Origin of the sequence: Pricia mediterranea (genome assembly GCF_032248455.1) — a bacterium.
Classification (GTDB): domain Bacteria; phylum Bacteroidota; class Bacteroidia; order Flavobacteriales; family Flavobacteriaceae; genus Pricia; species Pricia mediterranea.
Genome location: NZ_JAVTTP010000002.1, coordinates 61,230 through 80,305 on the forward strand (window position 1 = coordinate 61,230; position 19,076 = coordinate 80,305).

Below are 19,076 nucleotides of genomic sequence, written 5' to 3' on the forward strand. Positions count from 1 at the left end.
TAACCAAAATTCGAAAAATGTACAAAACACTGCTTGCCATGCTGGCAATCTTTCTACTGGGGATTTCTTGTGAAGAAAAAGAGACCGCCGAAACCGCCGAGAACCTACCCCCAAAGCTAGCCAAGCTCAAACTGCAACCGGGTTTCGAGGCTGAGCACCTATATAGTCCCGGGGAGCAAGAGCAGGGCTCTTGGGTGGCCATGACCTTTGACGATAAGGGCCGGTTGATTACCTCTGATCAGTATGGTGCGCTATATCGTTTGGAAATACCTGAAATCGGTTCCGAAGACCTGTCCCCAAAAATCGAAAAACTCAGGATCCAAACCGGGGAACAAGTAGCGGACTCGATTATTCAAATGGGCTACGCACAAGGCCTTCTCTACGCCTTTAATAGCCTGTACGTCATGGTCAACCACCGTGGTAACGAGGAATTCGAAAAAACCAGTGGCCTATACCGGTTGCAAGACACCGACAATGACGACCAGTACGATAAGATTAGCCTACTCAAGGAACTTGACGGCTCGGGGGAGCACGGTCCCCATAGCATCGTCATGGCCCCGGACCAAGAATCGCTCTATGTCATCGCGGGTAACCATACCGACCTGCCTGAGATGGACGGCTATCGATTGCCTAAAGTTTGGAAAGACGACAATTTATTCCCCTTGATCAAAGACCCCCGGGGCCATGCCAACGACCGTGGCGCTCCAGGGGGGTGGGTGGCCCATATCGATCCCGAAGGCAAGGATTGGACATTGGTTGCAGCGGGTTTTCGGAATGCCTTCGATATCGCCTTTAACGAACTGGGCGATATGTTTACTTTCGATTCGGATATGGAGTGGGACTTGGGTATGCCCTGGTACCGGCCAACGCGTATTTGTCATGTAACGAGCGGTGCCGAGTTCGGGTGGCGGACCGGCAACCAAAAATGGTCTCCTGCCTATCCCGACAATCTACCACCGGTCTTGAATATCGGACAAGGCTCACCGACCAATGTTTCGTACGGAAAAGATGCCCGATTTCCTGAAAAGTACAAGCGTAGTCTTTTTGCTTTCGACTGGAGTTTTGGAATCATCTATGCCATCGAACTAAAGCCGGAGGGAGCTTCCTATTCCGGTGAAAAGGAAGAATTTGTTTCAGGAATACCGCTTCCCCTGACCGATGGCGTTATCGGTCCCGATGGTGCCCTATATTTTATGACAGGGGGCCGTCGCTTGGAATCGGACCTGTATCGGGTATATTATAACGATGAAGAGGGAAAAGAAGCTTCACTGGCTTCCACTTCCGCACCAGAACAGACCGAGGAAAACAGCCTCCGCCAAAAATTGGAAACCTATCACACAGGCCCGACGGAGGGTGCAGTGGATTTTGCCTGGCCCAATTTAAATCATAGCGACCGTTTTGTCCGCTATGCCGCCCGAATCGCACTGGAGCATCAACCGGTAAAGGAATGGCAAGAACGGGTATTCAGCGAAAAAAATCCAGAAGCCATGGTGCAAGGGATGATCGCTTTGGCCCGACATGGCAACGCATCCCTACGTGATCGTATGTTAACCACGTTGACCGACGTCGAATATGAAGGCTTGTCCGCGGCACACCAGATAGATCTGTTACGCGCCATCGAGCTGACCTTATCGCGCTTTGGCAAACCTGGAGGAGCCTTACAAACCGAGGTGGCGAGCTATTTGGATCCGCATTACCCGGCAAAGACCGACGTTTTGAACCAATCCCTAAGCAAAACCCTGGCCTATTTAAATAGCCCAAAGGTTGTAAATAAAACCTTGGCTTTGCTGAAATCGGAAGAAGGGGAAAACGCCTCGGTCATGGAAGGTACCGCGACCGATGCCTCGGACCTGATCATGAGGAATCCGCAATATGGAATGGACATCGCACAGACCCTCAAAAACATGCCGCCCGCACAAAACACTTACTACGGCATCGTTCTGGACGACATCAATACGGGGTGGACCCCCGAACTCCGCGAAGAGTATTTCAACTGGTTTTATAAAGCCTTTTCTTTCAAAGCCGGTCGCAGCTACATAGGTTTTATCGATAAGGCCCGACAGTCTGCTTTGACCCATGTTCCTAAAAGCAAATTCGAGTATTACAACACCATATCCGGTGATTCGTTGCTCGGGAGCTCGGGTACGGATTTGGTACAAAATGCGGTACAACCCGAAGGTCCAGGTAAAAATTGGCAAATGGAGGATGTGGACGATCTTTTGGCCGAAGGGCTTGAAGGTGGGGATTTTGAGTCAGGTAAAAATTTATACGCCGCGACCACCTGTATAACGTGCCATGCCATGCGAGGTGAAGGTGAAAATATTGGGCCCGATCTTACCCAGCTGGGTACCCGATTTACACCGGAGGATATGATGGAGGCCATTATAGAGCCCAATAAAACGATTTCGGATCAGTATAATTCGACGGAGTTCTCCCTCAAAAATGGACAGACAGTGGTAGGAAGGCTAATCAGTGAGGACGACGGCAACTACATCATTTCACAAAATCCGTATGCCCCTGAGCTGACCCGGAAAATCCCGAAAAGCGAGGTGATCGACCAACAGATGTCCACCGTCTCCCTCATGCCTCCCGGACTGATCAACCGGTTGAATGCCAATGAGGTCAGAGATTTGTTGGCCTATTTGAAGGCGGGAGGCAATCCTGATAACCCGATCTATTCGGAAGATAACAGCCAGGCCCGGTCGGCACGTTAAAGGATCGTCGATGCAAAACAAGCTCCTGATCCTGTTCTTTTTCGCGCTGGTTGGTCATGCCACCGGCCAGTCGGAGAAAAAACCCAAGGCTGTTCAAACAAGGTCTATCCACTTCGAGAAAAAGAAAATTGCATCCGAAAGCTATGAAACAGTAGGGGTGTTCGACGTAAACAGCGATAAGGTACCTGATATCGTTTCGGGCGGATTTTGGTACGAGGGACCTGCATATTCGACCCGTCACGCAATTGGCGCAGCCAAACGCTACGGCGAATACTATGACGATTTTTCCACCATTCCCTTGGATGTCAACGGCGATGGCCGTACGGATTTTGTTACGGGCGGATGGTTCGGCGGCCAATTGGTCTGGAAGCAGAACCCCGGTGATGAAACCGAATGGCAGGAACATCTAATCGCCGAAGTAGGCAACATTGAATCCACACGTTCTTGGGATCTCGATGGAGACGGTATTGTAGAAATCGTTCCGAATACCCCCAACGATTCATTAAGAATCTATCGGTTGCTATTGGATAACAAAGAAAAGGGTACGGGCAAATTTGCCCATACATCTATTTTTGGCAAACACGGACATGGTATCGGCTTTGGCGATATTAACGGCGATGGAAGGGATGATTTGGTCATTCCCACCGGCTGGCTGGAAGCCCCCTTTAAACCCTTCGAAGATTCCTGGAGATTCCATCCCGAATTCGAATTGGGCACGGCCAGCGTCCCCGTTCTGGTGGTAGATGTCAACCTAGACGGACATAACGATCTAATTGTGGGAATGGGGCACGATTACGGGCTACATTGGTACGAACAGCATCCTGGCGAGAAGTCCAGCGAAAAAAAGTGGCAAAAACATGCTATCGACCCTTTCAATTCCCAATATCATACCATGGAATGGAAAGATTTGGACGGCGACGGCACCCCTGAACTGATTACCGGCAAACGCTACCGAGCCCACAACGGCAAAGATTCCGGCGGAAGCGACGACTTAGGACTGTATTACTTTCGCTGGAACGGGGAGAATTTCAGCAAACAGGTCATCGACTACGGTGCTTATGGAGAAGGAAAGGGAACGGGGGTCTATTTTAGCGTGGCCGATCTGAACAATGACGGCAAAAAGGATATCATTGTGGCCGGCAAAGACGGACTTACAATCTACTACAATAGAGGTGCTAAATGAATTGTAAGGAAGGGCATCGCCACATTTTGTTGTTTATACCCGTAAAGAAAATAACCAAAAGAAAATAATATGAGCACAAACATTCAGTCGCCGATTTTTATTCTATTAGCATTATTTCTTTTCTCCCTTCAATCCTGTAAGGAGAACAAAACGAAAAATCCAGAAAAGCATACCGAAGCGAATAAGGCGGAAGAGGATGGCTTCGTACAAATCTTCGACGGCAAAACCCTGGAAGGTTGGGAAGGCGATCCCGCCTATTGGAGCGTCAAGAACGGCAATTTGATTGGTGAGGTCACTCCGGAAACCCTGCTCGAGAATAACACCTTTATCATCTGGCAGGGTGGCCAACCGGCGGACTTTGAGCTGAAATTGGAGTTCAGGATTGCCGAATCGGGTAATAGCGGCATCAACTACCGTAGCGAAAAAATCGATACCATTCCCCATGCCCTGCGCGGCTATCAAGCCGATATCGACGGCAAGAACACCTACACAGGACAGAACTACGAGGAGAAGAAACGCACCACCTTGGCCTATCGAGGCGAGAAGGTCATCATTAATTCGCAGGAAAATCCCGATGCCGCGGAATCCTTGCGCGCCAATATAAAAAATAATTGTTGGCAGAGTAGGGAAGTGGTCGGATCCTTGGGGGAGTCCGATTCCCTCAAAACAAAGATTAAAAGTGGGGACTGGAACAAAATACACCTCATCGTCAAAGGCAATCGGATGCAACATTATGTAAACGACGTGCTGATGAGCGATGTGACCGATGAAGATACCGTAAACCGGGAATCGAAGGGCCATCTCGGGGTACAAGTCCATGTGGGCCCACCCATGACCGTTGCGTACCGGAACATTCGGTTGAAAAACCTTTGAGCAACGGCATTAAAAAGGGACGAATAGAAAAATTTCGCCCCTTAAAACTAGCTAACTCAATATGGAGGTTATGAGGCTCCACGCAACAATAGTATTGCAATTTTTACTAAGGTCTATCCTGTACCGTGCTTATTCCTATAATTCCATGAAGACACGTTTTCTACTATTTTCAGTACTCGTAGGTATCCTTTCTAGTATTCCCATTTCCGTTTCCGGTCAAGATGGTAATTCAAATAAAACGTCCAACAAACCGAATATCATCTTCATCCTCACCGACGACCAGCGCTTCGATGCCCTAGGCTATGCTGGAAACAGTCTGATTTCCACCCCTGAAATGGATAGGCTTGCCAGAGAGGGCACCTACTTCGAAAATGCCATGGTTACCACCCCGATTTGTGCGGCCAGCCGCGCCAGCATCCTGACGGGACTATATGAGCGGACGCACAAATTCAATTTTCAGACGGGTAATATCCGAGACGATTATATGCTTAGCTCCTATCCGACCATCCTTAAAAATAACGGATACAAAACAGGCTTCTATGGCAAGTACGGGGTACGCTATGATGAACTGGAAAAACAATTCGATGAATTTGAATCTTACGACCGGAACAATGCCTACGACGATCGGCGCGGGTATTACTACAAGACCCTTGGCAAAGATACCGTACACCTTACCCGATATACAGGTCAGAAAGCTATTGATTTTATCGACGAGGCAGACATTTCGCGACCCTTTTGCCTGTCCCTTAGTTTTAGCGCTCCCCACGCCCATGATTCCGCCAAAGACCAGTATTTCTGGCAAGCGGAATCCGACAAATTATTGCAAGGTACCACCATGCCCGGTCCGGAATTAGGAGAGGACCCGTATTTTGAGGCCCAACCAAAAATCGTCAGGGATGGTTTTAACCGATTGCGCTGGAATTGGCGTTACGATACGCCGGAAAAATACCAGCACAGCGTCAAAGGTTACTACAGAATGATTTCTGGCATTGACCGCGAAATCGCCAAAATCCGTGCGGAGCTCAAAAAGAAAGGATTGGACCAGAATACGGTCATCATCTTGATGGGCGATAACGGTTACTTTTTGGGCGAACGTCAATTGGCAGGTAAATGGCTGATGTACGACAATTCCGTTCGGGTACCGCTGATTGTCTACGATCCCAGGTTAGGGAATCAAGAGGACAGCGATGCACTGGCGCTGAACGTTGATGTGCCTTCAACGATTCTGGATTTGGCCGGATTGCAGCCTCCCGAAACCTGGCAGGGAAAAAGCCTGATGCCTTTGGTTTCGAAAAAAGTAAAAAACCTGGAGCGGGATACCGTCCTGATCGAACATCTTTGGGAATTTGAACACATTCCGCCGAGCGAAGGGGTACGGACCCAAGACTGGAAATACTTTAGGTACGTGAACGACCAATCCATCGAAGAACTGTACGACCTGCGAGAAGACCCCCAAGAAACTGAAAATTTGGCTTCCGATGAAAGGTATCGGGATAAACTGAAGGCCTTCCGCCAAAAGACCGATGAGCTGATCTACAGATACAGCGATGCCTATTCCAACGGTCCAGAGAATTTGCTGATAGAGTTTATTCGTCAGCCATCCGATGTGAAAATCCTGGATTCCAGTCCCGAATACGGCTGGTCGGTACCGCGAGGGGCCGTTACCCAATCGGCCTACCAAGTGCTGGTCGCATCCTCCAAAGAAAATATCGATGACAATATCGGTGATGTTTGGGATAGCGGACAGGTTCGCGACCCGGAATCCACTGATGTCGAACATGCGGGACAGGATCTTAAAAGCGGAAAAACCTATTATTGGAAAGTCCGTATCTGGGATGAGGACAACCGCCTTTCCCAATATTCCGAACCCCAATCCTTTACAATGGCCTCCGAAAAAAGATCTACCGTTAGGTACCCTGGAGAGCAAAATGCTATAACTACGTCCAACAGGTTCCAGATCGACAGCATCAAGCCTAAGATTTTCGAAAAACGCGGCGATGCCTATTTCATCGACTTTGGAAAGGATGCCTTTGCGACAATGGATTTTACTTACGATGCCAAATCTCCGCATACCCTTATCTTTCACGTAGGCGAGCAGCTCGATGGCAATCGGTTGAACCGAGAACCGGCCAAGAAGAGCCATATCCGATATCAGCGCATAGAAGTACCGGTTACCCCTGATAAAAAGGAATATCAACTACCGGTACAAATCGACCAACGCAACACCTTGCCAAATAAAGCGGTAGCCCTACCGGATTCGTTTCCCGTTTTGGTGCCTTTCCGCTACTTGGAACTTGAAAATACCCAAGAAAATGTCGAAGCGGAAGATTTTACCCAACTAGCCTTCCATAGTTATTGGGAAGAGGATGCCAGTAGCTTTACATCCGACAACGACATCCTGAATCAGGTCTGGGAACTCTGCAAATACTCCATCAAGGCCACCACCTTTGCGGGACTTTACGTTGACGGCGACCGGGAACGCATCCCCTACGAGGCCGACGCCTACCTTAATCAATTGAGCCATTATACTACCGATCAAGAATACGCCATCGCGCGACAGACCATCGAATATTTTATGGAAATGCCGACTTGGCCCACCGAATGGCAACAGCACGTCGCCCTGATGTTCCATGCCGACTATATGTATACAGGCAATACAGAACTAATCGAAAAATACTACGATGACCTAAAATACAAGGCCCTTATGGATCTAAAAGGTGATTACGGTCTCATCACCTCGACCAAGGTAACCCCCGAAATCATGAAAAACCTGGGCTTTGGCGATAGGGATGAAGAGCTTAGGGACATTGTGGATTGGCCCCCCTCGGGTTGGGGCGGCGACCCGAAGGTAATGGGAGAACGGGACGGCTTCGTACTCAAGGATTATAATACGGTCATCAACAGCCTTTATTACAAAAATATGAAGATCATGGCCGAATTTGCCGAGGTGCTTGGTAAGGATAACGAAAAGCTGGAATATGAATTGCGGGCCGCGACCGCCAAGAAGGCCATCAACCTACAATTGTTCAATCCCGAGACGGGCGCCTATATCGACGGCATCGGAACCGAGCATTCTTCCATCCATGCCAACATGTTTCCCTTGGCCTTCGGAATCGTTCCCGAAGCCCGGCAGGAATCAGTGGTGGAATTCATTAAGTCCCGGGGTATGGCCGCAAGCGTTTATGGCTCCCAATATCTCATGGAAGGGCTTTACAATGCGGGGGCAGCCGATTACGCTTTTGACCTGCTGACCTCCACGTCGGACCGCAGCTGGTACAACATGATCCGTATCGGTTCTACCATCACTTTAGAAGCCTGGGATATGAAATACAAGCCCAATGCGGACTGGAACCATGCCTGGGGGGCGGTTCCTGCAAATATTATTCCCCGCGGACTTTGGGGCATCACCCCGGCGACTCCCGGATTTAGTAAGGCCAATATCAAGCCACAAATGGGCAAATTGAAAAAGAGCAGCATAAAAACGCCCACCATAAAAGGACCCATAACCGGGGAGTACGAATATGTCAACCCCAGGTTGCAACGCTACACCATAGAGATTCCTGCCAATATGGTCGCGGATTTTTCACTGAAAGCTTCCCCCGATAAGGTGATGAAGCTGAACGGCAAGAAAGTGAATGCCGCTTTTGGAAGTGTTCGTCTGACGCCCGGAAAAAACGTGGTCGAACTGGTCGTTAATTCTTTTTAGCGAGATGAGTTCAATCTCAAAAGTCTTAAACAAAAACGCAGAAAATGGAACAAAGAAGTAAGAAGAGTGCTACTGCCCCGTCCCGAAGAAGTTTCGTTAAAAATAGTCTACTCGGCTTTGGAGCGATAACGATTTTGCCCCGCCATGTGCTCGGACGCGGCATAACGGCCCCCAGTGACAGAATCAATCTCGGATACATCGGCCTGGGCAAGCAAGGCGGTATTTTGGCAAATAAATTTATAGACAAGACAGAGGCCCAGATTGTTGCCGGAAGTGATGTTTGGAAATCAAAACGCAAGCTGTTCGAGGAGGTAGTCAGCGGTTCTTATGCGGAGAAAAGGGGTCAAAACGACTATAAGGGCGTAAAGACCTACTTGGAATACCAAAAACTACTAAGTCGAAAGGATATCGACGCCGTGATCATTGCCACCCCGGACCACTGGCATGCCATTCAGGCCATAGATGCCTTGAATGCGGGCAAGGATGTGTATTGCGAAAAGCCCTTGACCAATACCGTTTACGAAGGCCGTCAGATCGTAAACGCGGTCAAAAAAAACAAGGCTGTTTTTCAGACGGGAAGCATGCAGCGGTCGTGGGATAGGTTTAAAAAAGCTAAGGAAACTATAAATTCCGGTAAGCTAGGAAAAATTGAAAAAGTAATTGTTAATGTTGGAGACCCGGCCATTGATTATAACCTTCCCAAAGAACCCATGCCCAAAGGTCTCGATTGGAATTTGTGGTGTGGCCCTGCACCTTTGTTAGATTACAATAGTGCTATAGCGCCCGAGGTGGTGAAATCCTATCCCGATTGGCGGGACTTCAAGGAAACAGGTGGCGGAATACTCGCCGACTGGGGTGCGCACATGTTCGATATTGCCCAATGGTGCTTGGGAATGGACGATACCGGGCCGGTCAGATTTACGCCCCCGGTGGACCCCAAAGCCGTTCGGGGGCTCAAAATGGTCTATGAAAACGGCGTAGAAGTGGTACATGAGGATTTTGGTAGAGGGTGGGCCGTACGCTTTATCGGTTCGGAAGGTATTTTGGATGTCGGACGTAGTTTTTTGGAATCCCTTCCCCTCAACATCGTTTATCAAGAGCCTTTTGAAAACCCTTCAAAAATGTTCGACCACCAGAACAACCACTATGACAACTGGCTGAGCGCCATCAAATCAAGGGGAGAAACCATTTGTCCCGCGGAGACGGGACACCGATCGGCGACGGTCTGCAACGTTGCGAACATCGCCTACTGGTTGGGCAAGCCGTTGGAATGGAACCCGGTCAAGGAGCAATTTAAAGGCAATGAGGAGGCGAATGCATTATTGAAACGGCAGAATCGAAACTATAGCTGAAAATCAAAATATAATACTATCGTGAAAAGATTGGCATTTAAAATGAAACTGAATCCCGGTCAAAAAGAAGCCTATATTAAAAGACACGACGAAATTTGGCCAAAGCTGGAGAAGTTGTTGAAAGATTCGGGAGTCAGTGAATATACCATATTCCTCGACGAGGAAACCAACACGCTATTTGCGTTTCAAAAGGCATTCGGCGATGGGGGTTCACAGAATTTGGCCGACCACCCAATCGTACAAAAATGGTGGGATTTTATGGCGGATATCATGGAAACGAATGCTGACAATTCCCCTGTCTGTACTCCTCTAAAAGAAGTATATTATATGGATTGACCCGGATGTTCCCATCCTTCGCGGTACCCCCGCTGCAACAATTTCGTCGCCTCGGGGTCGTTGAGAACGCTTAAGGAATCCTGATTATAGACCAAGGGCCGTTTTAATTCCATGGCCATGTTCGCCAAGATACAGCTGGCCGTGGAGATATGGCCCTCCTGAATGTCCGCTATAGGTTTTCTTCCCTGGTCAATGGCGGCCAAGAAGTCGAGCATATGTAGTCGCGTCGCGGGGGCGGCGTTCAGCTCGATATCCTTTTCCTTTAAATCTTCGGGATATTTTTCTTTCTCGTAAAGTACATCAAAATGTATCGGTTCGCCGTTGTTGTCGCCATGGGGAACAAAATCCGCTTGCATCGTACTGCCCATCAACGTACCCTTTTCCCCGTAGAGCTTGAACGACCATGGATAGTCGGGGTCGGCCGGGGTGCCCCAAGAGCGATGGTTCCAGACACAATCAAGTTCATCGTATTCGAATACGGCCGTTTGGGTATCGGCTATGTTCGATTCTCCCTCCTTTTGCACGTATATACCTCCAGTAGAACTAATACGCTTGGGCCATCCGAGGCCGAGCATCCAACGCACGGTGTCGAGCATGTGTACGCACATATCGCCCATAATGCCGTTACCATATTCCATAAATGTCCGCCACCAACGTCGATGTGGCAGTCCGTCATAGGGGCGAAGGGGAGCGGGCCCTGTCCACATCTCGTAATCCAAAAAATCTGGAACGGGCTGTAGCGGCGGATTGCCATTTGCGCGCATATGGTAGTAACAGCACATTTCAACATGCGATATTTTACCAAGCTTGCCCGTATCCACAATCCGTTCTTTTGCATCGATCAGGTGGGGCGTACTCTTACGCTGGGTGCCCACTTGAACGGTTTTTCCATATTTGCGTGCGGCGGCAACCATCGCCTCGCCCTCCATCACATCTTTACTGATGGGTTTCTGGACATATACATGGGCTCCCGCTTTTAGGGCTTCGATACAATGCAGGGCATGCCAGTGGTCGGGACTTCCGATAAGTACGATATCCAGATCTTTTTCCGCCAGCATCTTGCGGTAATCCGAATACAATCTGGGTGTTGCGCCGGATTTTTGGCGTTGAGAGACCAGTTCGGCAGCTTCCGATAGCATATGTGCGTCCACATCGCAAAGGGATACCACTTCCACATTGGCCACCTGTATCAACCGGAACAAATCGCTCTTCCCATACCATCCAGCACCTATAAGTCCCACTCGAATGGGCTTTTCGCTGTGCATCAAATCGATGCCATAGGCCCCGAAAGAGGATAGTACCATGGCGGCTGTCGTTCCTTTTAAAAAATGTCGTCTGTTGATGTTCATAGGAATGCTTTTGTTTTCGGATGTTCAGGTTTCAACTCCGGGCGTTGATTCGGTTTTCGGTTCCGGTCGGTAATTCAGATTTTGCCTCCGCTCGCTTCGGGCCTAAATATAAATAAAAATGTCAAGGATACGACCATGCAAAAATCCGTAGGACGTCCAGTTGTCGAAGTAGGACAATTCAGGGACCATCCAGTGCCATTTTTTAAGATAAAGGCTTCTATGACGGGAGCCTTTTTTATTTGGTCCCCAGAGACCGATTCAAAATCCCTTATCCACTTTTAGCAAAGCCTTAACGCGAATATATTGGTATTCGGCGAAGAAGAAACGTAGTTTTATGTATCTTTTAAATAGCAGCTTAAGCCCTTTTAAACCAAAATCAGTATCCATTCAATGACTTCGAATCCAGAACCCATGGTTCTTGGCCCCTAACCTATAAATTCACTTTTTATGTGTAGCAACCATCACTGTTTTATCGTTCCGCCCTATATTCTGGAAGAACTCGCCAAGCGCGGGAATACCAGTTGCAAAAAAGCCTTAAACGATTCCAAACGATTTTTGGAAAGAAGACGAACAGCCCTCAATAACCTGTTGGTAAGAGAGTTCGAAGATGGGAACGGGGAGCGTTTCATTTACGATTCGCAGAACACCTACGGACAGCGGGTGGCCTTGGTCCGTAAAGAAGGTGATCCGGATACCGAAGATAAAACGGCCAACAAGGCCTACGAGACTTCCGGTTTTGTGAGGGAGTATTTCAGGGATGCTTTCGGACTGGATTCCGTTGACGGTAAGGGTCTGGACATAATTTCGAACATCCACTACGGAAAAGACTATAACAATGCGTACTGGGACGGCGACGAAATGACCTATGGCGATGGGGATGGCAAGGAGTTTAAAAACTTCGCCAGTGCCATCGATGTGGTAGCGCACGAGCTGGCGCACGGAATAACCCAATTTCTTGCGAATTTGGAGTATCGAAGCCAGTCCGGTGCCCTGAACGAACATTTTTCCGATGTATTCGGCACGGTAATCAAGCAAAAATACCTAAAGCAGGATATTTCGGAAGCGGATTGGCTCATTGGTGATTCCGTGGTTACGGAAGATTTCCCGGGAGTGGCCATCCGATCGATGAAAGCACCCGGTACGGCCAACGAATTCGACACCCAACCGGATCATATGGACAATTATTATTCCGGTACGGCGGATAATCAGGGGGTTCATATAAATTCCGGAATTCCGAACAAGGCGTTCTATCTCAGCTGTCTGGAAATCGGAATCGACGAATGTGCATTGATTTGGTTCGAAACCTTGAAAAACTTATGGCGAACGGCCAATTTCAACGATATGGTCGAAACGATTATCATAACCGCTCAACGCCTTATTGACGGGAACAAGGTACGTGATACGGCCGCAGACGCCATTGCGAATAGTTTTTCAGAGGTCGGGCTAGCACCGATAGTGGCCTGATGAAAACAGGATAGGGAATCAAATATCAATATGATGAAGTACGAAATTTTGATAGAAGGCGGTTTTACGGGCATCCCCAAGGAATACAACGGGCATATTGAGGTTGAGGATAAAGCAAAAGAAAATCTTTTTGAAGCTTTCGACCGTAAACTGACCCCGGAGAACACGGCTTTAAGGGATGGATTGCACTATTACCTCAAACTGGTCGATGGCGAAGAAGAGCGCGAGGCGCGTTACGACGAAACCAATCTACCAATGCCGGTTCGGGAGTTTATCAACACGATATCCAATAAAGAATAATCCACCGATTTTGTACTATAATCTGCAAGATGTCTGATCGAGCCTCTTGGCTCCGCTCGGGACAGGCTCAGTCGAGACCTAATTTGAGCGGACATGGCGGTCCTTATTGTTCATTCACCTACTGACCTATGAGCTAACACCTAATTTTAGGGATAACCAGCGCTACAATACCACCAGTTGCTTTTCGATATAGCTCTGTATCAACATCCAGTTCATTTTCAAGAATAACGAGGCAGAGGGGATATTATCATCCTCGATCGCCGAAATGATGGCGTCGTGCTGGGCATTGGAATTGTAGTGGAAGGAATCGTTGGCCATAAACTGCCGCTCGTAAAAAAAGATACGGGTCTTCAAGTCCTTCAAAATCTGCTGCACCACCGAATTATTGTAGTTTTTGGTCAGCAAGCGATGGAATTCCATATAGGCATTGACACGCTCCAGGGAATCCTCGGCCTTGGCCACAATATCCCTTTGGGTCTTGAGGCCCTCAATGGCCGCGGTGTCGAAGGTGGACTCCTCAAGTGCGAGCAGTTCTAAATGCGCGACGAGTTCGTACAGGTTTTTGGCTTCCTCGGGATTGACCTTGGCGATACTAAATCCCCTGTTGGGCACGGCCTGCACAATCTGGGATTGTTGGAGCTGGGTCAGCGCCTCGCGAATTGGGGTCACACTGACCTTTAATTTTCTTGACAGCGCCGCTAAATTGATGCTCTGGCCCGCTTCTAGATGGCCCGCCTGCATCTGGCTCAAAAGATGTTCCCTAACGCGGTCCCGAATGTTGATTTTTTGTTGCATGAGGTAAAGATAGCTATCGTATACGATTTATTAACGTCGTAGTGCGCTAAATAGTACGAGACTTGAACTGTTTGTCCAAATAACCCAATTTCTAATACTAAAGTCCTAATCCCAACGTTTTAAACACTTTAACCCAAATCTTATATTATGAAAAAACCGATTTTGAGAATTAGGCCCTTCCTGTTGATGGGCGCAGCAATCCTCGTATTTAGTTGTAGCAAAGATGATGATAACGGTTCGACCGAGACCCAAGTGTCACAGAACGAGTTGAATACCGTACTGCAAACCGATGAAATCTCAGGAATTGCCGATGATGTGATACGGGACGTTATTGACAATGGTTATACGGCCAAATCCTCGGGGAACGAAACCTGTTACGTGGCGGATTGGATGGAAACGGGGTACAGCATCGCCTTCGACAATTGCAAGGAAGGGGGCAAGAACCTTAACGGATCCCTGTCCGTCGTTTTCAAAGAAGAAGGGGGTTCGTATGCCTATACCGTAACTTATGACGAGCTCACGGTCGGCGACATTGAGCTTAGAGGTACCCGAACGATAGTCTTCGGGGGGGAAGAAAATTCCCTCGTCATGGATGTCACCAGTGACCTAAGCCTCACTATGGGCGACGGGAAAGTGATTTCCGAGAAGGGCGTTAAAAGAATAGCTCTCATAATCGGCGCGGATAGCAGTAGGGTCACCGTTGACGGTGATTGGGTCGTTGGTATCGATAGCAACACCTATACCGTATCAATCCCCAAGGTTTTGGAGACGCAGATCGGCTGTGAGTACGTCGGAAAAGGCAATATGACCTTGGGAAAAAACGGTCTCGAGGTATTCGTTGATTTCGGCGACGGCAGTTGTGACGATGTTGCGGAGCTGGAATACCCCGACGGTACCAAGGAGACTATTTCCCTTAAAGAATAGACCAACCTGCCAGCAAGATTACCGATATAATTAGTAAAAGCCTTATCCCATCCGGATAGGGCTTTATTTTTGTTTAAACAAAAGTTAAAAATACTAAACAATCTTTTTTATTTCCAGTTTTTGTTTTAATATTAATCCGTAGAAATGCTAGACGTCATAGCGTGAGCTTTCAACGATTGCGATGCATATGCTGAGTTGTTCGGTGATGGCCAGATGCTATAATCTATCCCGACATCCCATAAATTGAAAAAAGTCAACTACCTCGGGGCACCCGCACTAGGCATTCGTAAGAAAAAAACATTAGCGTTTCGAGGCAAGCCTCGGAGCATTCAAATCTCGATTATAGCGTAAATTACACATATTATGGAGTTATTAAAGAGAGCTTCCGATTTTGAAAATAGAAAGTGGTCAGGATTGACTACCAGTGACCGCGTTAATGCTTCGCGAGAAGCTAAGGCCCTGATTTTGTCAATTAACGAGGAGTATAAGAGAACGAAGGACAAAGAATTGATGGATCTCATGAAACGCTTGACCGCCATTAAACAAAAAATCGAAAAACGGCTTAAAGGGAGATTGTTGTAGCGAGATTAAAAAAAAATACATATCTTATCCTCCTAATTCTAAAAAAGGATATTTACAACGAATGGCTAAATCGCAGCAAACTTACAGTAAGACCGAAAAAGAGAAAAAACGCTTGAAAAAGCGCGAAGAGAAACAAAAGAAAAAGGAGGCCCGCAAGGCTGAAAAGGACAGTGGTGAGGGCATACCTTTTGCGTATGTGGACCATATGGGCAATTTGGTCGATACCCCGCCGGACCCATCGGAAAAGGTCAAGGTAGATGCAGACGAAATTGTACTGGGCATTCCCCCAAAGGAAGAGGGCGACGAAGAAAAGTTCGACCCGATAAGAAACGGCAAGGTTTCTTTCTACGATTTTGAAAAAGGTTTTGGGTTTATTATCGACTCCGAAAATAACGAAAAGTATTTCGTACACGTCAGTGGCCTGATCGACGAAATTAATGAGGGCGACAAAGTATCTTTTGAACTTGAGATGGGCAGGAAAGGTCTGAACGCCGTTCGGGTAAAGCAGGTTTAGCATGTTCATTATACCCTGAAGGTATGCCTAGGTTCATCTTATTGCTAGTTATATTTTCTATGGTCGGTTCCGCCAGGGCGCAATCGACCATGAGTCTTTTCAATGGCAAAAATCTTTCCGGATGGCGTGTTGATGTGCCCAAAATGGACAGTGTCCCCAATACTAGAAATCCCTTTATTGTTCGTGAAGGGCTTCTGGTAAGCTTAGGCACACCTCAAGGACATCTTATAACTGATAAGGAATATCGCGATTTCCGATTGGAAGTAGAATATCGCTTCGCCGGCGAACCCGGCAATTGTGGCATACTTGTATTTGCATCGACCCCCCGGTCGCTCTATAAAATGTTCCCGAAATCCATTGAGGTACAGATGATGCACGAAAATGCCGGTGACTTCTGGTGTATTGTCGAGGATATTACCGTGGATAATATGGTAGAACGGCGAGGACCAAAAGAGGAATGGGGAATTACCGAAGGTGAAAAAAGACGGATTTTAAATCTGACCGACAATTCTGAAAATCCGGTAGGGGAGTGGAACCGGATGGTTGTTGAATGTCTCGATAACGAAATTAAGGTGTGGGTGAACGGTGACTTTGTCAATCATGGTTACGACGCCACTGCCAGCAGCGGGCAGATTGCGGTACAGGCCGAAGGTTCTGAGGTGGAGTTCAGAAAGCTTGAACTTGCACCGATTACTGAATTCAGTGCTTCTCCGGATTAGACGAGTTTCTTTACCGGCCCTTATAGATTAAACGTGAGTCCCACCTTCAACTGGGAAGAGCGGTCGCTTCCCTGGGCTATTGAAAAACTACTATAAAAATAATCGTAAAGCGCAGAAAGACTCACAATTTGCGTAATCGGTAATTCCGCTTTCAATTGACCCAGAATCCGGTGATTGGCGATTTCATCGTAGAGCGGTTGAAAATATACCGTTCCGGTGAGTTCCAGTTTTGTTCTATCAAACGCCTGTGACAGCGAAAGATAGCTGCTGTTTCTATGGTTGAAAAAGCGCTGATCGGTTTCTTTGCTTGTTTCAATTTCATACATATACGTATTCCCCAAGTATAATCTGGACCATTCCGTCGAAATTACCTTTAATCGGATGCCGGCACCTACCAGATTTCTAGATGTTATCGTCAACAGGGTATTGTTCTGGTTCTGGACAAAGGCCTCCAATCGGAACAAATTGGAGAGTTTTTGGTTGTACCGCAGGTGAAAAAACCAAGAGTTCTGAAAATCTTGGTCCTGACTTCGTATCAGGTCAAAGTTTCCGATAAAAAAGAAAATCTTTTTCAGGTCTTTTGACTTTAACTGCGTCGCCACGTTCGTACCGATCTCAAAAATATATTTTCCGTTGGTATCCGTATAATCGAAGAGTACATCACTTTTTAGGGCAAACCGAACGGAATCTTTCTGCATACGTTTCGACTCAATATTGACGAGCTGGGCGTTCAATCCAGTAACAAAACCGAAAAAAAGTAAAACGATAAGCTGTTCTTTAAGCTTGGGCATATAGTGGATTTACCGTGAAGTCGGCAAAGATATTTAATCGAATTGAATTCGGGAAGTACATTTCCTAAGCCATATCCGTCAATCTTATACTTGTTTGCATCATTAAAGTGAACTTTAAGCATTTAACTTTACCGTAAACGAAAGAAGTATATGGAAAACGTACTAGTAGCTGGTGCACACGGCACCACCGGAAAACACATTATAAACATTCTAAACAACTCAAAGGATTACAAACCTATCGCCATGATCCGCAAGGCCGACCAGAAGGATTTTTTTAACATTAAAAACGTCGAAACCGTTTTGGCCGATCTTGAGGATAATCTTTCCCAAGCGGTAGAAGGTGTCGATAAGGTCATATTTGCAGCCGGATCTGGTGGTGAAAAAGTGGTCGAGGTCGATCAGGAAGGAGCCAAGCGACTCGTCGATGCAAGTAAGAAAGCCGAAATTAAGAAATTCGTGATGCTCAGTTCGATAGGAGCGGGGCGACCTGAGAAGGCCGATCAGCTCAAGGAGTATCTTAAGGCAAAACACAAAGCGGACGAATATCTGAAAGACAGCGGGCTTGATTATACTATTGTTAGACCTGGCACCTTGAATAATGAACAGGGTACGGGTAAAGTCAAAGTAAAGAAGGAATTGGAGTCGGTCGGGGAAATTCCCAGGGAAGATGTTGCCCGGATTCTGGTTGCTGCGTTGCAAAACACTACCGCGCACAACACCGCTTTTGAGGTTGTTTCGGGAGAAGTTGTGATTGAAGAGGCTTTGAAGGAACTAAAAAAGTAATCTGCCAGTCAGACACTGTGAATTCTGGCGGCCCTTCAGCCCAAGCTAGTCATTATTTAATATACAGGGACCATGAATTTAAAAACGCTTATGTTGATAGTATTCCTTGTAAGTATCCTTTATTCCTGTGGAAGTAGTTCAAGGGTAACGGACAATGCGCAAAGCCAACGATTGGAAGAATTGGTCTCGGAAAAACATTTCGAGATCCGATCGGATCAGGCAATGCCTATGGCGACCGCAAGCTTAAACAGTATTTCGGATGCGGGACTTTTTCCGCCAGGCAGTTCGGCCGGTCAGATCAGTCTCATCGGAAACCCGAATTATTTGAAGGTTACGGGAGATAGTGTCGCCATTTACCTTCCTTATTTTGGGGAGCGACAGATGGGTGGAGGATATAACCATGATGGTCCCGGGATTAAGCTAGAAGGTATTCCGGACGAAATGGAGATTACAAAAGACGAGCAAAAACAACGCTATATCGTTCAAATTGAGATGAAAAAAGCTACGGAAAGCTTTGATATAGAGGTCACTCTGTTTCCGAATATGAATAGTATAATCAGTGTGAACAGCTCACAGCGTTTTCCCATCCGCTACAGTGGTACCGTTCAACCGATACCGAGCGAAGACAAGTAACCGCACCGCAAAGGTGGAAACCCGAAATCGACAAAATCAAAATTCTTTGTGATTAGAG

General features: G+C 47.3%; 17 protein-coding genes. 14 read left to right on the forward strand and 3 right to left on the reverse strand.

Annotated features, from left to right (window positions below; genetic code table 11):
* Positions 1-17 precede the first annotated feature (17 nt).
* From RQM65_RS17775 to rhaM, 6 genes are all read left to right on the forward strand, one after another.
* Positions 18-2,714, forward strand: a complete 2,697-nt coding sequence (locus RQM65_RS17775; protein ID WP_314016929.1) for a c-type cytochrome — start codon at positions 18-20, stop codon at positions 2,712-2,714.
* A 10-nt stretch (positions 2,715-2,724) separates the two neighbouring features.
* Entirely contained in the window at positions 2,725-3,897 is a 1,173-nt protein-coding gene (locus RQM65_RS17780) for an FG-GAP repeat domain-containing protein (RefSeq protein ID WP_314016930.1), read from the forward strand.
* A 69-nt stretch (positions 3,898-3,966) separates the two neighbouring features.
* Positions 3,967-4,770 carry a 3-keto-disaccharide hydrolase gene (locus RQM65_RS17785; protein WP_314016932.1) on the forward strand — a complete coding sequence of 268 codons (804 nt, stop codon included), beginning with the start codon at positions 3,967-3,969 and terminating at the stop codon, positions 4,768-4,770.
* Between the two features lie 145 nt (positions 4,771-4,915).
* Positions 4,916-8,476 (forward strand): sulfatase-like hydrolase/transferase, encoded by a 3,561-nt coding sequence (locus tag RQM65_RS17790; protein WP_314016934.1) that lies wholly within the window; start codon positions 4,916-4,918, stop codon positions 8,474-8,476.
* Positions 8,477-8,520: 44 nt separating this feature from the next.
* Positions 8,521-9,828, forward strand: a complete 1,308-nt coding sequence (locus tag RQM65_RS17795; protein ID WP_314016936.1) for a Gfo/Idh/MocA family protein — start codon at positions 8,521-8,523, stop codon at positions 9,826-9,828.
* A gap of 21 nt (positions 9,829-9,849) precedes the next feature.
* Positions 9,850-10,164, forward strand: coding sequence for an L-rhamnose mutarotase (gene rhaM, locus RQM65_RS17800; protein ID WP_314016938.1), 315 nt, complete (start codon positions 9,850-9,852; stop codon positions 10,162-10,164).
* Here rhaM and RQM65_RS17805 read toward each other — a convergent pair.
* Positions 10,152-11,513 (reverse strand): Gfo/Idh/MocA family protein, encoded by a 1,362-nt coding sequence (locus RQM65_RS17805; protein WP_314016940.1) that lies wholly within the window; start codon positions 11,511-11,513, stop codon positions 10,152-10,154. The two genes, rhaM and RQM65_RS17805, sit on opposite strands and share 13 nt — an antisense overlap.
* Before the next feature lie 447 nt (positions 11,514-11,960).
* On the opposite strand from RQM65_RS17805, the gene RQM65_RS17810 reads away from it, so the two are divergent.
* Entirely contained in the window at positions 11,961-12,977 is a 1,017-nt protein-coding gene (locus tag RQM65_RS17810; RefSeq protein ID WP_314016942.1) for a M4 family metallopeptidase, read from the forward strand.
* Positions 12,978-13,010: 33 nt separating this feature from the next.
* On the forward strand, positions 13,011-13,277 hold the full coding sequence (locus RQM65_RS17815; protein ID WP_314016944.1) for a hypothetical protein: 267 nt from the start codon (positions 13,011-13,013) through the stop codon (positions 13,275-13,277).
* 162 nt (positions 13,278-13,439) lie between these two features.
* On the opposite strand, the gene RQM65_RS17820 is transcribed toward RQM65_RS17815, so the two are convergent.
* On the reverse strand, positions 13,440-14,072 hold the full coding sequence (locus RQM65_RS17820) for a GntR family transcriptional regulator (protein WP_314016946.1): 633 nt from the start codon (positions 14,070-14,072) through the stop codon (positions 13,440-13,442).
* A gap of 147 nt (positions 14,073-14,219) precedes the next feature.
* Here RQM65_RS17820 and RQM65_RS17825 point away from each other — a divergent pair, with 147 nt between their 5' ends.
* The 4 genes from RQM65_RS17825 to RQM65_RS17840 all read left to right on the forward strand — a co-directional run bounded on the left by RQM65_RS17825 (position 14,220) and on the right by RQM65_RS17840 (position 16,811).
* Positions 14,220-14,996 (forward strand): hypothetical protein, encoded by a 777-nt coding sequence (locus RQM65_RS17825; protein ID WP_314016948.1) that lies wholly within the window; start codon positions 14,220-14,222, stop codon positions 14,994-14,996.
* Between the two features lie 363 nt (positions 14,997-15,359).
* The gene (locus RQM65_RS17830) at positions 15,360-15,578 is read left to right on the forward strand and encodes a hypothetical protein (protein ID WP_314016950.1); all 219 of its coding nucleotides are present in this window, start codon (positions 15,360-15,362) and stop codon (positions 15,576-15,578) included.
* 61 nt (positions 15,579-15,639) lie between these two features.
* A complete protein-coding gene (locus RQM65_RS17835; protein WP_314016952.1) occupies positions 15,640-16,092 on the forward strand; it encodes a cold-shock protein in 453 nt (150 codons plus the stop codon).
* A 23-nt stretch (positions 16,093-16,115) separates the two neighbouring features.
* Positions 16,116-16,811: a 3-keto-disaccharide hydrolase gene (locus RQM65_RS17840; RefSeq protein WP_314016953.1), complete on the forward strand. Its 696-nt coding sequence runs from the start codon at positions 16,116-16,118 to the stop codon at positions 16,809-16,811.
* 20 nt (positions 16,812-16,831) lie between these two features.
* Here the strand turns inward: RQM65_RS17840 and RQM65_RS17845 are convergent, their stop codons facing one another.
* Positions 16,832-17,602, reverse strand: coding sequence for a DUF481 domain-containing protein (locus RQM65_RS17845; RefSeq protein WP_314016954.1), 771 nt, complete (start codon positions 17,600-17,602; stop codon positions 16,832-16,834).
* Between the two features lie 150 nt (positions 17,603-17,752).
* Between RQM65_RS17845 and RQM65_RS17850 the strand changes: the two genes are divergently transcribed.
* Positions 17,753-18,385 carry an SDR family oxidoreductase gene (locus RQM65_RS17850; RefSeq protein WP_314016955.1) on the forward strand — a complete coding sequence of 211 codons (633 nt, stop codon included), beginning with the start codon at positions 17,753-17,755 and terminating at the stop codon, positions 18,383-18,385.
* Positions 18,386-18,475: 90 nt separating this feature from the next.
* Positions 18,476-19,018, forward strand: coding sequence for a DUF4251 domain-containing protein (locus RQM65_RS17855; protein WP_314016957.1), 543 nt, complete (start codon positions 18,476-18,478; stop codon positions 19,016-19,018).
* Positions 19,019-19,076 lie beyond the last annotated feature (58 nt).

What these genes read in the sequence shown, in the direction of transcription:
- RQM65_RS17795 (WP_314016936.1), top strand. Translation starts at nt 8,521, where the DNA reads ATGGAACAAAGAAGTAAGAAGAGTGCTACTGCCCCGTCCCGAAGAAGT.
- RQM65_RS17805 (WP_314016940.1), bottom strand. Translation starts at nt 11,513, where the DNA reads ATGAACATCAACAGACGACATTTTTTAAAAGGAACGACAGCCGCCATG.
- RQM65_RS17820 (WP_314016946.1), bottom strand. Translation starts at nt 14,072, where the DNA reads ATGCAACAAAAAATCAACATTCGGGACCGCGTTAGGGAACATCTTTTG.
- RQM65_RS17830 (WP_314016950.1), top strand. Translation starts at nt 15,360, where the DNA reads ATGGAGTTATTAAAGAGAGCTTCCGATTTTGAAAATAGAAAGTGGTCA.
- RQM65_RS17785 (WP_314016932.1), top strand. Translation starts at nt 3,967, where the DNA reads ATGAGCACAAACATTCAGTCGCCGATTTTTATTCTATTAGCATTATTT.
- RQM65_RS17835 (WP_314016952.1), top strand. Translation starts at nt 15,640, where the DNA reads ATGGCTAAATCGCAGCAAACTTACAGTAAGACCGAAAAAGAGAAAAAA.
- RQM65_RS17790 (WP_314016934.1), top strand. Translation starts at nt 4,916, where the DNA reads ATGAAGACACGTTTTCTACTATTTTCAGTACTCGTAGGTATCCTTTCT.
- RQM65_RS17850 (WP_314016955.1), top strand. Translation starts at nt 17,753, where the DNA reads ATGGAAAACGTACTAGTAGCTGGTGCACACGGCACCACCGGAAAACAC.
- RQM65_RS17845 (WP_314016954.1), bottom strand. Translation starts at nt 17,602, where the DNA reads ATGCCCAAGCTTAAAGAACAGCTTATCGTTTTACTTTTTTTCGGTTTT.
- RQM65_RS17855 (WP_314016957.1), top strand. Translation starts at nt 18,476, where the DNA reads ATGTTGATAGTATTCCTTGTAAGTATCCTTTATTCCTGTGGAAGTAGT.
- RQM65_RS17780 (WP_314016930.1), top strand. Translation starts at nt 2,725, where the DNA reads ATGCAAAACAAGCTCCTGATCCTGTTCTTTTTCGCGCTGGTTGGTCAT.
- RQM65_RS17775 (WP_314016929.1), top strand. Translation starts at nt 18, where the DNA reads ATGTACAAAACACTGCTTGCCATGCTGGCAATCTTTCTACTGGGGATT.
- RQM65_RS17815 (WP_314016944.1), top strand. Translation starts at nt 13,011, where the DNA reads ATGAAGTACGAAATTTTGATAGAAGGCGGTTTTACGGGCATCCCCAAG.
- RQM65_RS17825 (WP_314016948.1), top strand. Translation starts at nt 14,220, where the DNA reads ATGAAAAAACCGATTTTGAGAATTAGGCCCTTCCTGTTGATGGGCGCA.
- RQM65_RS17840 (WP_314016953.1), top strand. Translation starts at nt 16,116, where the DNA reads ATGCCTAGGTTCATCTTATTGCTAGTTATATTTTCTATGGTCGGTTCC.
- RQM65_RS17810 (WP_314016942.1), top strand. Translation starts at nt 11,961, where the DNA reads ATGTGTAGCAACCATCACTGTTTTATCGTTCCGCCCTATATTCTGGAA.